The sequence below is a fragment of the Leifsonia sp. CL147 genome, from assembly GCF_900114565.1.
In the GTDB taxonomy this organism is placed as follows: domain Bacteria; phylum Actinomycetota; class Actinomycetes; order Actinomycetales; family Microbacteriaceae; genus Leifsonia.
In genome coordinates this window covers 55,038-67,217 of record NZ_FOTM01000016.1, presented here as the reverse complement: position 1 = coordinate 67,217, position 12,180 = coordinate 55,038, and the positions used below count along the sequence as shown (strand labels likewise).

At 70.7% G+C, this 12,180-nt stretch carries 9 protein-coding genes; 4 read left to right on the top strand and 5 right to left on the bottom strand.

Features of this window, described 5'->3' with window-relative positions:
• Positions 1–32: 32 nt before the first annotated feature.
• Positions 33–2,186, bottom strand: a complete 2,154-nt coding sequence (locus BM287_RS13575; protein ID WP_090040552.1) for an ATP-dependent Clp protease ATP-binding subunit — start codon at positions 2,184–2,186, stop codon at positions 33–35.
• Positions 2,187–2,314: 128 nt separating this feature from the next.
• Here BM287_RS13575 and BM287_RS13570 point away from each other — a divergent pair, with 128 nt between their 5' ends.
• Positions 2,315–2,662: a hypothetical protein gene (locus tag BM287_RS13570; RefSeq protein ID WP_090040553.1), complete on the top strand. Its 348-nt coding sequence runs from the start codon at positions 2,315–2,317 to the stop codon at positions 2,660–2,662.
• 170 nt (positions 2,663–2,832) lie between these two features.
• On the opposite strand, the gene BM287_RS13565 is transcribed toward BM287_RS13570, so the two are convergent.
• Entirely contained in the window at positions 2,833–4,359 is a 1,527-nt protein-coding gene (locus tag BM287_RS13565; RefSeq protein ID WP_090040555.1) for an APC family permease, read from the bottom strand.
• A 258-nt stretch (positions 4,360–4,617) separates the two neighbouring features.
• On the opposite strand from BM287_RS13565, the gene BM287_RS13560 reads away from it, so the two are divergent.
• On the top strand, positions 4,618–5,637 hold the full coding sequence (locus tag BM287_RS13560) for a glycerophosphodiester phosphodiesterase (RefSeq protein WP_139230687.1): 1,020 nt from the start codon (positions 4,618–4,620) through the stop codon (positions 5,635–5,637).
• 138 nt (positions 5,638–5,775) lie between these two features.
• Here the strand turns inward: BM287_RS13560 and BM287_RS13555 are convergent, their stop codons facing one another.
• Positions 5,776–6,966 (bottom strand): class I SAM-dependent methyltransferase, encoded by a 1,191-nt coding sequence (locus BM287_RS13555; protein ID WP_090040559.1) that lies wholly within the window; start codon positions 6,964–6,966, stop codon positions 5,776–5,778.
• 202 nt (positions 6,967–7,168) lie between these two features.
• Between BM287_RS13555 and BM287_RS13550 the strand changes: the two genes are divergently transcribed.
• Entirely contained in the window at positions 7,169–8,557 is a 1,389-nt protein-coding gene (locus BM287_RS13550; protein WP_090040561.1) for an alpha/beta hydrolase, read from the top strand.
• Between the two features lie 429 nt (positions 8,558–8,986).
• On the opposite strand, the gene BM287_RS13545 is transcribed toward BM287_RS13550, so the two are convergent.
• A complete protein-coding gene (locus BM287_RS13545; protein WP_090040563.1) occupies positions 8,987–10,174 on the bottom strand; it encodes a glycine C-acetyltransferase in 1,188 nt (395 codons plus the stop codon).
• Between the two features lie 2 nt (positions 10,175–10,176).
• A complete protein-coding gene (gene tdh / locus BM287_RS13540; RefSeq protein WP_170857555.1) occupies positions 10,177–11,220 on the bottom strand; it encodes an L-threonine 3-dehydrogenase in 1,044 nt (347 codons plus the stop codon).
• Positions 11,221–11,329: 109 nt separating this feature from the next.
• Between tdh and BM287_RS13535 the strand changes: the two genes are divergently transcribed.
• Positions 11,330–12,067, top strand: a complete 738-nt coding sequence (locus BM287_RS13535; protein WP_090040567.1) for a cysteine hydrolase family protein — start codon at positions 11,330–11,332, stop codon at positions 12,065–12,067.
• The last annotated feature ends 113 nt before the right edge of the window (positions 12,068–12,180 follow it).

Below are 12,180 nucleotides of genomic sequence, written 5' to 3'. Positions count from 1 at the left end.
TCAGAAGCCTACGCGTGCGGCGGGTGCGGCCGTCACTCGCGGGCGGCCGACACCGTCAGCTGGTCGTTCTCCCTGTCGAGGTCGACCCGCACCAGATCGCCGTCCCGGACCTCGCCCGCCAGCAGCTCCGTCGCGAGCCGGTCCTCGATCTCACGCTGCATCAGACGGCGCAGCGGCCGCGCGCCGTAGACGGGGTCGTAGCCGCGCTCGGCCAGCCAGGCCCGCGCATCCGGCGTGACGGCCAGCTCCAGACGCCGCTCGGAGAGCCGCAGCATCAGCCGGTCGATGCCCAGTTCGACGATCTCGCCGAGCTCCTCCTGGCTCAGAGCCGAGAACACGACGATGTCGTCGAGGCGGTTCACGAACTCCGGCTTGAAAGCCTGCCGGACCAGCTGCAGCACGGCCTCCTCCCGCTCGGTCGCGTTCAGCGTGGTGTCGACGAGGAACTGGCTGCCGAGGTTCGAGGTGAGGACCAGGATGGTGTTGCGGAAGTCCACGGTGCGGCCCTGGCCGTCGGTGAGCCGGCCGTCGTCCAGCACCTGCAGCAGCACGTCGAAGACCTCGGGATGCGCCTTCTCGACCTCGTCGAGCAGGATCACGGAGTACGGACGGCGGCGCACGGCCTCGGTCAGCTGACCCCCCTGCTCGTAACCGACATACCCGGGAGGCGCTCCGACGAGGCGGGAGACCGAGAACTTCTCCCCGTACTCGCTCATGTCGATCCGGACCATCGCCTTCTCGTCGTCGAAGAGGAACGCGGCGAGCGCCTTCGCGAGCTCGGTCTTGCCGACACCGGTCGGGCCGAGGAACAGGAACGATCCGGTCGGGCGTCCGGGGTCGGAGATTCCGGCGCGGGTGCGGCGCACCGCATCCGCCACCGCTTGCACGGCCTTCTTCTGGCCGATGATCCGCCGGCCCAGCTCGTGCTCCAGGTTCAGCAGCTTCTCGGTCTCGCCCTGGGTGAGGCGGTCGACCGGGATACCGGTCCACGCGGCGACGACGGCCGCGATGTCGTCGGCCGTGACCTGCTCGTTCACCATGCGCGGGTGGTCGTGCTCGGCCGCTTCGGCCTCGGCCAGCTCCCGCTCGATGCCCGGGATGGTCTCGTACTCGATGCGGGACGCCTCCTGGTAGCGGCCGTCGCGCAGCGCGAGGTCGCGGCGGGTCTTGGCCTCCTCCAGTTGCGACCGCAACTCGCCCACGCGGTTCAGCGACGCCTTCTCGGCGCGCCAGCGGGCCTGCAGCTCCTCCAGCTGGTCCTCCTGCTCGTGCAGGCGCTCGCGCAGTTGGCCCAGGCGCTCCTTGCTGGCCTCGTCCTTCTCCTTCTTGAGGGCGAACTCCTCCAGCTTCATCCGCTCGACCTGACGCTGGAGCGTGTCGATCTCGACGGGCGCCGAGTCGATCTCCATCTTCAGGCGCGACGCCGCCTCGTCGATGAGGTCGATCGCCTTGTCGGGCAGCTGGCGGGCGGTGATGTAGCGGTTGGACAGGGAGGCGGCGGCGACCAGCGCCGAGTCCTCGATCGTGACCCCGTGGTGCGCCTCGTAGCGGCCCTTCAGCCCACGGAGGATGGCGACCGTGTCCTCGACCGACGGCTCGCCGACGTACACCTGCTGGAAGCGGCGCTCGAGGGCCGCATCCTTCTCGATGAATTCGCGGTACTCGTTGAGCGTGGTCGCGCCGATCAGGCGCAGCTCGCCGCGGGCGAGCATGGGCTTCAGCATGTTGGACGCCGCGACGGACCCCTCGCCGCCTCCCGCACCCATCAGGATGTGGAGCTCGTCCACGAAGGTGATGATCTGGCCCTCGGCGTCGTTGATCTCTTTGAGGACGGCCTTCAGACGCTCCTCGAACTGGCCGCGGTACATCGCGCCGGCGACGAGCGCGGAGAGGTCGAGGGCGACCAGCTGCTTCCCCTTGAGGGAGTCGGCGACATCCCCCGCGACGATGCGCTGGGCGAGGCCCTCGACGACCGCCGTCTTTCCGACGCCGGGCTCGCCGATGAGCACGGGGTTGTTCTTGGTACGACGCGTCAGTACCTGACTGACGCGGCGGATCTCGGCGTCGCGCCCGATGACCGGGTCGAGCTTGCCGCTCTTGGCGATCTCCGTGAGGTTCACGCCGTACTGTTCGAGAGCGCTCTTGGCCTCCTCCTGCGTGGAGGGCGCACCCTGCATGTTCGCCATCTGGTTCCCTTCCCCATTCTCGTTCTGGGCAAACTTGAGTCTACCAGGCTCAACTTTCGTGCGCGAGGGGATATTCCACCCGGACTCGCCCTCGATCCCCGTGGCCCGTGACGGGTACCCTGGCGCCCATGGTGTATCCGGCCCCGCTCCGCGTCGTGCTGATCGACAGCGCGACCGCCGCGACGCTCGCCCAGGTCCTGCCACTGCTGCTGCTGAGCCTCATGGTCGAACTGCGCCGCGTGGAGCTGCACCGGCGGGGACCCAACGTGAAGCTGACGCGCACGCTGCTCGGGGTCTTCTTCGTCGCGTTCGGCGTGGTGGAGACGGTGTTCGTCCTCTCGATCGACGGTGAGCTCATCCCGTTCTCCTGGAGCGACCTCATCGCGGCGCTGAGCATCTTCGCGCTCCTCGCCCTGCTCTTCATCCTCTCCCTCCTCGAGTCCCCGGCGCGACGTCGGCGCAACGACGACCTCTGAATCCCGCCCCACCGCCCCACCGCCCCACGCCCCTCCGCCCCTCCGCCCCTCCGCCCCACCGTCCCACGCCCCTCCGCCCCTCCGCCGAGTACACAAAGACTGCACGCTCCCGAGGGGGAAAGCGTGCAGTCTTTGTGTACTCGGCGGTGGGGCGCGGGGCGCTGGGTGGGTCAGCGGGCGGCGGGGTCGCGGTCGTCGACGTTGGGCGGGGCGGCGGCGTCGAGCTCCTCGGGCAGTTCGAGCGGACGGCGCGTGTAGTACTCGCGCGCCTTGCGGTAGAAGATCAGGATCGGCACGAGGCCGAGCACGATCAGCCCGAGTCCGAGGCCGTTGACGACGATCGCATCGTTCTGGAAGTTCTGGACGATGCCGATGACGAAGATCACGCCCATGAAGATCGCCCCGACGGCGGGCCACAGCCCGATCAGGATGAAGTTCTTCGCCGAGGCGAACAGCACCCGCCGGTACGCGACCACTACGGCCACGCCGGCGAGCGTGTAGTAGAACGCGATCTGGATGCCGATGGAGAGGATGGCGTTGTTCAGGACTTCGCCGACCGTCTGCCCGAGCAGGTTCGCACCGAGGAACAGCAGCAGCGAGACCCCGACGACGATCAGGGTCGCGAAGGCCGGCGTGCGCCACCGGCGGTGGATGCTGCCGAAGATCTTCGGGATGGTGTTGTCGCGTCCCATCGAGAAGAGGGTGCGGGTGACCTGGATGAGCGTGGTCTCCAGGGTCGCGATGGTCGAGAGCGCGACGGCGATCACCAGGATCTTGCCGCCGATCCCCGGCCAGACCGCGTCGCCGAGCACCGAGAGGAGGTTGGCTCCGCTGGCCTCGATCTTCTTCTCGGGGAGGATGACGAGCGTCGCGATGGTGAAGATCTCGAACAGCAGGAAGACGATGATCACGCCGATGATGCCGGCGGAGCCGGCGCTCCTGTGGCCGTCCTTGGTCTCCTCGTTCAGGTTGGCCGAGACATCCCAGCCCCAGAAGTAGAACGCGGCGATGAGCGCTGCCGAGACGAAGACTCCCGGGCCGGTGAGGTGCTGGAACCCGAGCCAGTCCCAGGAGAAGGACGGTCCGGCGTGCGCGGTGGTCGCCGCTCGCACGATCATGAGCGCCGCGAAGACGATCAGGATGCCGACCTCGATGACCGACATGATCCACTGCGCGCGAGCGGTGACCTGCACGCCGAAAAGCACGCACGCAGCCATCACGAGGAACCAGAGGGCGCCCACGCCGGTGACCAGCAGTGTGTTGTCCGCCTGCTCCGGCGCGAACAGCGATACCGTCATCGAGCCGGCGGGCAGCGCACCCGCGATCATGAAGACCGTCGCGGAGATCACGAGCGCCCATCCGGACAGGAAGCCGAGGATGGGGTGCAGTGCCCGTGCGACCCACGAGTAGGCGGCGCCGGCGTTGACGTCGAGCCGTCCGAGGTAGAGGAACGCCCAGGCGATGCCGAGCATCGGGATGCCGCACCAGAGCAGGGCGGCCGGTGCTCCGAGGGCCGCGACCCCGACGAGCGTCGCCGTGGTGGCTGCGATCGAGTACGCGGGCGCGCTTCCGGCCACGGCCATCACGATGGAGCCGGCCGCGCTGACGCCGTCGGCCTTCAGCGCGTGGCGGTGCTCGTCCGGTTCGGGTCCGCCGCCGCCGTATGAGGCGTCCGGCCGGGAACTGGTCTGCGTCATTGCTCTCCCTCGGTTCACGGGTCGCGGGGTCGGGTGGCGAAGGGCAACGCCGGTGTGCGACAGGGGGACGTTAGCAACATCCGGCCGTGAGGACAAGCGTTTTACGACGGATTCGGTTGTCGAGTTACGGATTGAGGGCTGAAAGCGTTGTGAGAATCATCGTTCGCCGCGGATGCGGTGGAGATTTCTGGATCGGTTGGCGAACATCCCCAGGTCGGGTCCCTTGATCGGATCCGGTCGCGATGCCTAGGGTTTTGCATGCCCGGCGATGAGGACTCCGCCACCCCGCCCGCGGAGGGCGGTCGCGGAGACGCGCGCGCGGCCGGGGGCTGGGCCGGGGGCGGAGACGCGCACGCGGCCGGGCGCGGGGCTGGGCCCGGGCGGATCTCCCGGCGCGCGATGATCGGCGGGCTCGCCGGCGGAGCGGCGGTCCTCGCCGCGGCGGTCGGCGGGGCGGTGCTCCTTCCCCGGTTCCCCGGCTCTCCGAACGGCCCTGCGGCGAGTCCGAAGCCGCACGGCTCGCCTGACGGCCTCCTCGTCGACCGGTTGACGACGCGCCCGGGCTTCACGGTGGCCCATCGCGGCGGGTCGCTCGACTGGCCGGAGATGTCGATGGAGGCCTACCGCAATTCGGTCGCGCTCGGCGTCAACGCGCTCGAGATCTCGCTGGCCCGCACGTCGGACGGCGTCTGGTTCGGTCTCCACGACGACACCCTCGATCGCACCTCGGGGACGTCCGGCTTCCACGCCGCGGAGCACACCTGGAGCGAGGTGCAGCAGCACACGATCACCGCCGCCGAGACCAACGACCCGACGCAGCCGCGGCAGCCCTACCTGCGCTTCGAGGAGCTTGCGGACGCCTACGCCGGCACGCACACGATCTTCGTCGACCCGAAAGCGGTGCCGGCCGAGCACTTCGGGGAGCTGCTGGGCCTCATGGGCCGAGTGAAGCATCCCACCGCCACCTTCGTCGCGAAGGGGTACTGCACAGCGCGCGCCTGGCCCGTGGATGCGCGGGCGCGCGGGTATCGCACGTGGGGCTACTACTACGGCGCCGAGGTCGCGGCGGACGGGACGCTCTTCGCATCCACCCAGGAGCGCTGGAGCTGGCTGGGCCTCGACTACACGGCGGGGGCGGAGCAATGGCGGACCTTCGCCGCGAGCGGCAAGCCCGTGCTGGCGCACGTCGTCCCGTCGCGTGCCGCCGCCACCCGTTCGCGCGGCGAGGGTGCCCTCGGCCTCGTCGTCTCCGGCGTCCGCGAGGTCCTCGCCGCCTGACCCCTCCTCCCACCCTCGACCCCTACCCTCGAGCCCCACCCTCGAGCCCCACCCTCGAGTACACGAAGATTGCACGCTCCCGCGGCGTGTCGCGTCCAATCTTCGTGTACTCGACGGTGGGGCTGGACGGTTCGAGGGTCAGGGGCGCTTGCGGGATGCGGTGACGGTGAACTTCGCGTTGCGCGCGATCTGACGCGTCGGGCCGACGCTGCGCTCGAGAGCGGCGCGGTAGCCGAGGTGCGAGTTCCAGACGGTCCAGAGCTCGCCGCCGGGAGCCAGCACGCGGCCGGCATCGGCGAACAGCCGGAGCGCGGCACCGGTGTGCACGGCGGAGCCGATGTGGAACGGCGGATTGAGCACGATCAGCTCGGCCGAGGCGTCCGGCTGCGAGGCGAGCCCGTCATCCCGGACCACGGTCACCCGGTCGGCCACCCCGTTCGCTGCCGCCGTCGCCGTGGCGGACGCGACGGCCGCGGCGGACTGGTCGGTCGCGACGACCCGCAGCCCCGGCCGCGAAACGGCGAGCGCCGACGCGAGCACCCCCGTCCCGCAGCCGAGGTCGACGGCCGTGTGCGCGCCCGGCACGGCATCGTCCAGGACGCTGAGCAGGAAGCGCGTGCCGATGTCGACCGAGGTGCCGGCGAAGGCCGCTCCGTGGGCGCAGATCCAGAGGCCGGATTCGGGGTCCCGCGAGCGCCGAGGCCAGCGAGGCCCGGGGGTCGCGGCTGCGGGATGCGGCTCCCGCACGGTCAGGACGCGGGCCTTCTGCCGGGCGAGGGAGGCCTCGACCGAGTGGAAGAACCCGCCGAGGACCTCGTTCATCGCGACGGTCATGTGCTTCAGCATCCCGCCGGCGAGGACCACGACCTCGGGATGCGCGTGCTCGGCGATCAGGCCCGAGATCTCGTCGAGCGCGTCGAGGCTGCGCGGGAGGCGCAGGAGAACCGTGCGCGCGCCGCGGACGAGTCCGGCGTCGAGGGCGCGGTGCTCGTACGCACCGGCGAGGTCGAGGGCGGCAGCATTGGCGTCGAGGGCGCGGTGCTCGTACGCACCGGCGAGGTCGAGGGCGGCAGCATTGGCGTCGAGCGCGCGCTCGCCCGTCAGCGCATCCTGGTGGACGCGGATTCCTCGCGCCCCGCGCGCGGCAGCCGCGAGGGTGAGCGCGCCGTAGGCGTCGCCGATGACCACCAGTCCGGGCGCACCCACCGCCTCCGCGGCGAGGTCGGCGAGGAGCCGATCGGCCGCGTCGGAGGCGAAGAGGTTGGGAGCCTCGACGTCCGGCCACCGACGCAGGCGTTCGTACGGAAAGCCGGGGGCTGCGGAGGACACGCCTCCAGTGTCGCAGAGGCTTGGACCCGCAACATCCGGGTCGGGGGCCCGCTCCTGTCCTCGCGGCGTCCGGCCGCGCCCGTGCGGCCAGGTCCTGAGCAGGCCGCCTTACGCTGTGGGTTACCCCAATTCGGGTCAGAAGCCTTTCAGATGCCCGAATTGGGGGCATTGCGGGGGGCGGGCGATAGGTAGACTGACGGGTATGTCCCCACTGTTCTGGCTCGCTGCGGCGCTCGTTGCTGCCGGCGTCTACCCGGCGTTCCGATTCGTGCGCCGGGCAGTGCGGTTCCGGGCGACGGCGACCGTCATCGCGGTGGTCGCCGGACAGCTCATCGGCGTAGGGCTGGTGCTGCTCGGGGTGCTGCTGCTCCCCCGGCCGGACCTCGCCGGGCCCGGCTGGTTCATCGTGGTCCTCGCCGCGACCGTCCTGCCGCTCGCCATCGGGGACGTCATCCAGTCCTCACGGCGCAGGGCCGTACGGATCGGCGTCGCTTCGGCTGCCGCCGTCCTCACCGTCGCCGTGGCCGGAATCGCCGCGGCGCCGGCGTTCGCGGAGGCGACCGTGGCCGGGCACAGCATCCCGGTGACCGGGCAGACGCTCGCGGACGGTTACGAGCTGGCGGTGCACGTCCCGCCGACGGCATCGGGATTCAGCGCTCGCGACGCCCACCTCTTCGTTCCTTCGGGCTGGCTGCGCGACCCGGGCGCAACGCGACCGGTCGTCGAGATGATGATGGGCCAGCCGGGCGACCCGACGCTGGGCGCGACGCTGGACGCGCTGCACAGCCTCGGCGACGACCGGCTCGCCCAGGCGCCCTTCGTGCTCGTCGTGGACCAGCTCGGCGGACAGAGCAAGAACCCGCCCTGCGCCGACACGTCGGCCGGCAAGCTCGACACCTATCTGTCTCAGGATGTGCCCGCCTGGATCGACGCGAACCTCCCGGTGTCGCGGGACCGCGCCGACCACGTGATCGCCGGCTTCTCGCACGGCGGCGAGTGCGCCGCGTACCTGGCGGCAGCGCATCCCGAGAAGTGGGGCGCCCTCATCGATGTCTCGGGGCCGGACAAGCCCGGCGAGCACCTCCCGGTCTTCACCCGCGACACGTTCTTCGGCGGAAGCCAGGTCGCATACGAGAAGACCTGGCCGGCGAACATCCTCGCGTCGCGGGACTACCCGCAGCCGACCGTCGCCGTCTTCGTCGCCGGTGCGGAGGACCCGAAGTTCCGGCCGCAGGTCGAGGCGACCGCGACCGCGGCGGAGCAGGCGGGCTGGGCGGTCACGTACTGGGCGGTGCCCGGCCAGGGGCACAGCGGTCCGACGCTCGTCCGCGGACTGGAGACCGGGTACAACAAGCTGATCGGCAGCTGGCTGACGTCGGGAGCGACCAGCGCGAGCGACCGCTTCCTGTGCGCCGCCGGGCAGACTCCGTCCGCCTGCGGGCTTGTGCAGGCGGCGGCCGTCGCCGGGACGGTCGCCCTGGTCGACCTCATCGCGCTGGCGCTCTTCCTCGTGACCGGCCTCGTGCTGTTCTTCGCACGCCGCGGCATCCTCGTCGCCCGCCACCGAGCCCGTCCCTCCCTCGAGGACTGACCCCGGGGGTCGGGATGCGTCCCCGCGATCCCGCGTAGGAAAGGGAGGCGGATCCCGGCGATACGCCGCGAACCCGCGTCGGAAACGGAGGCGAATCCCGGCGATACGCCGCGAACCCGCGTCGGAAACGGAGGCGAATCCCGGCGATACGCCGCGAACCCGCGTCGGAAAGGGAGGCGGATCCGGGCGATACGCCGCGCTCAGGCGCGAAAGGGAGGCGATTCGGGCGGACTGCGGCCAGATTGCCTCCGTTTCCGCGAGGGCCCGGCGGCGACGGCGGCCAGATCGCCTCCGTTTCCGCGAGCGCCCGGCGGCGGGGGCGGCCACACCGGGGCCGCATCGCCTCCGTTTCCGCAGACACCCCGGCCGCAGACACCGTTTCCGCAGGCCGTGAGGCGGAGGGCCGGCCGCGCTACCTCCGTTTCCGCACTACCCGGCGACGGCCGCGCGGGACGCGGTGAACGCATCCACGCAGCGGCGGATCTCGTCCTCCGTGTGCGCCGCCGACAGTTGCACGCGGATGCGCGCCCGGCCCTTCGGGACCACGGGGTACGAGAACGCGGTCACGTAGACGCCCTGGCGCTGCATCTCGTCGGCCATGCGGGCGGTGAGCGCCGCATCCCCGAACATGACCGGGACGATGGGATGCTCCCCCGGCAGCAGGTCGAATCCCGCCTCCGTCATGAGCCGGCGGAACAGCTCGGCGTTGTGGACCAGCTGCGCCCGCAGCTGGTCGGACTGCTCCAGCAGGTCGAGCGCGGCGAGCGTCCCGGCCACGATGGAGGGCGCCAGGGTGTTCGAGAACAGGTACGGACGCGCCCGCTGGCGCAGGAGGTCGACGATCTCGCGGCGGCTGGAGACGTAGCCCCCGGACGCTCCGCCGAGCGCCTTGCCGAACGTGCCCGTGTAGATGTCCACGCGGTCGGAGACGCCGCACAACTCCGGCGTTCCGCGGCCGTGCTCGCCGATGAACCCCACGGCGTGCGAGTCGTCCACGAACACCAGCGCGCCGAACTCGTCGGCCAGGTCGCAGATCTGGGCCAGCGGCGCGATGTAGCCGTCCATCGAGAAGACGCCGTCGGTCACGATCACGGTGAACCGCGCGCCCGCCTCCCGGGCCGCCTCCAGCTGGGCGCGCAGGTCGGCCAGGTCGCGGTTCCGGTAGCGATACCGCTGCGCCTTCGACAGGCGGATGCCGTCGATGATGGATGCGTGGTTCAGCTCGTCCGAGACGATCGCGTCCTCGGCCCCGAACAGGGTCTCGAAGACGCCGCCGTTGGCGTCGAAGCAGGACGAGAAGAGGATGGTCGCCTCGGTGCCGAGGAAGCGCGAGACCCGGCGTTCCAGCTCCAGATGCTGCTCCTGGGTGCCGCAGATGAAACGCACCGAGGCCATCCCGTAGCCCCAGTCGTCGAGGGCGGTCTTCGCCGCATCCCGGAGCGCGGGGTGGTCGGCGAGCCCCAGGTAGTTGTTGGCGCAGAAGTTGAGCACGTCCTGCCCGTCGGCGGTGATCAGCGCGGACTGCGGCCCGCGGATGCTGCGCTCGCGCTTGGTGAGCCCGGCCTCCTCGATCTCCGTCAGCTGCGTCGCGATGTGGTCGCGGAAGCGTCCGTACATGGCTAGACCTCCGTCCAGTCGAGGATGACCTTGCCTCCGCCCGCGGCCGCCGCCGCGGCGAAGCCCTTCTCCCAGTCGCGGGCGGGGAAGCGATCGGAGACGATGGAGGCGATGGCGTCGTGCAGCGTCGCGGAGGTCTGCAGCATGGCGCCCATGGCGTTCCAGGTCTCGAACATCTCCCGTCCGTAGATGCCCTTCAGGGTGAGCATGTGCGTCACGACGATGCCCCAGTCGATCGCGATCGTGTGCGACGGCAGCCCGAGCATCGCGATGCGGCCCCCGTGGTTCATGTTCTCGATCATCGACGGCAGGGCGGTCGGAGCACCGCTCATCTCGAAGCCGACGTCGAATCCCTCGCGCATGCCGAGCGCGGCCTGGGCCTCATGGATGTCGTGCTGGGACACATCCACGGTGAAGTCGGCGCCCATCCCGCGGGCGAGCTCGAGGCGCGCCGCGCTGATGTCGGTGCCGACGATGAACCGTGCGCCGACGTGGCGGGCGACCGCGATGGCCATCAGGCCGATCGGGCCGCATCCCGTGACCAGCACATCCTCACCGACGACCGGGAACGCCAGCGCGGTGTGGACGGCGTTGCCGAGCGGGTCGAACAGCGCTCCGACCTCGGGCTCGATCGCGCTGTGGTGCACCCAGACGTTCGTCGCCGGGAGCACGAGCTGCTCCGCGAACGCACCGTCGCGCTGCACGCCGACGCCCTTCGTCCGGATGCACATCTGCCGGCGGCCGGCGCGGCAGTTGCGGCAGGTGCCGCAGACGATGTGGCCTTCGCCGGACACCAGGTCCCCGACGGCGACGTCGTGGACGAACGGCCCGACGTCGATGACCTGGCCGTAGAACTCATGGCCGGGGATGAGCGGGGCCTTCACGGCCGACGCCGCCCACTCGTCCCAGCGCTGGATGTGCAGGTCGGTCCCGCAGATCCCGGTGCGCAGGATGCGGATGCGGACGTCCTCCGGCCCCATCTCGGGCTCCGGGACGTCGACCAGCTCGAGGCCGGGCGCGGCCTCCCTCTTGAACAGGGCTCTCATCGTCGCTTCCTCGTGGGACTCGGTGTGCTTCATCGCGTGGGCGTGCGCGCCTTGTGGGCGGTTCGGCCGGCACCAGCCTACTCGCGCAGGGCGGCACTAGAGTGCTCCCATGAAGCGCGCGCTGATCGTGATCGATGTCCAGAACGAGTACGTCACGGGCAACCTGCCGGTCTGCTTCCCGGACCTGATGACCTCCCTGCCGAACATCGAGATCGCCTGGGATGCGGCGGACGACCACGGCCTTCCGGTGGTCGTGGTCCAGCACATCGAAGAGGAGGACGCGCCGGTGTTCGCGCGCGGGTCGGAGGGTGCTGCGCTGCACGAGACGATCCTCCACCGGAAGCCCGCGCACGTGATCACCAAGAGCAGCGTCTCGGCGTTCCCCGGAACGGACCTGGAGGAGTGGCTGCGCGCGGCCGGCGTCGACACGGTCGCCATCGCCGGATACATGACCCAGCACTGCTGCGCCGGAACGGCACGGGATGCGGCCGAGCTCGGCTTCACGGTCGAATTCCTCTCCGACGCGACCGGGACGCTCGACCTCGTGAACGCGGCCGGGGCGATCTCGGCGGACGCACTGCACCGCAGCGTCCTGGTCACCATGCAGTCGGAGTTCGCCGCGGTGGCGACCACCGAGGAGTGGACGCTCGCCGTGGAGGCCGGCGACACCCTCCCGGTGTCGAACCTCTGGGACAGCACCCACCACGCGCGCGTTCCCGGCAAGCACGCCGAGCTGCACAAGCTCATGCGGGAGGTGCGGGCCGGGATCGACCGCGACATCGCCGCGGGCGAAGCGCACAGCATCCAGAACACCCTCTACGTCGGCCAGGGCGTTTCGTCGCTCTGAGCCGCCCCCGCCTCGCCGCGAGGCCTCCCTGCCTCCCCGCTTCGCCGTCCCGCCTCCGGACCTCCGGACCTCCGGACCTCCGCCGAAGTGCTCGTAGTTACAGCCGACACGCC